This window comes from Bacteroides muris (ex Afrizal et al. 2022) (assembly GCF_004793475.1).
Taxonomy (GTDB): domain Bacteria; phylum Bacteroidota; class Bacteroidia; order Bacteroidales; family Bacteroidaceae; genus Bacteroides; species Bacteroides muris.
In genome coordinates, this window is the sequence record NZ_SRYZ01000118.1 from 1 (window position 1) to 872 (window position 872).

General features: G+C 50.1%; 1 protein-coding gene. It reads right to left on the reverse strand.

Features of this window, described 5'->3' with window-relative positions; translation table 11 throughout:
* The coding region (locus E5355_RS19110) for a hybrid sensor histidine kinase/response regulator (RefSeq protein ID WP_136011561.1) at window positions 1-872 on the reverse strand (872 nt) is incomplete at both ends.

The window sequence follows — 872 nt, forward strand, 5'->3', positions numbered from 1 at the left end:
TTGAGCAGGCAACCGGAGAAACCACGTTCCATAAGTTCCTCTTTGCCGCAACTGCCCGAAGCGGTTATCACGACTACCGGGATATCCCTTGAATTGCCAACGTTGGAGGTGCGCAGCAGTTCCAGCAGCTCGAAGCCGTTGATTTCCGGCATGTTCAGATCCGTCAGAAGCAGGCTGTATTCTTTCCAGCGTATCATTTCCATCAATTCCGCAGCATCGGTGCAGGTTTCGCAGTGTACGCCTTCCTGTGCATACATTTCTTTAAGCATCAGGAGAAGTACCTCGTCATTGTCGATGGCAATCACATCATGGAATGCACGGTCATGATGAATCCTTGTCTGATTTATCCTTTCCGGCAGTTCCCCGGCTGTCTGCATGGGTATTTTTACCGTGAAACGGCTGCCTTTGCCTTTCTCGCTCTCCAACTGTATCGTGCCGCCGAGCATTGACACGATACGCTGAACGATGGACAGTCCCAGTCCGAAGCCGTCTTTTGCAGCGGCGTTTGAAAGACGTTCAAACGCGCCGAACACGCGTTGCTGTTCCTCGTTGGTCATTCCTGTGCCCGTATCTTCGACGATGATTTTCAGAATACCGTTATCATAATCAGCCGTCAAAGATACACCACCGCTATCAGTGAATTTGATGGCGTTTGACAACAGGTTGTTCCCGATTTGGATTATTCGCTCTTTGTCAGTTAGCACAACGGCATCACATACGTTCTTCACTGTCAGCGATAGTCCTTTGTTCATGGCGATGGGCGTAAACTCCGTTTCAAGAATGTGCGTGATTGCCGAAATCCGGCAAGGAGAGAAATTCGGCTGCTCCTTGCCATTGTCCAGCCGGAAGAAACTCAGCAGGGTATTGAGCAT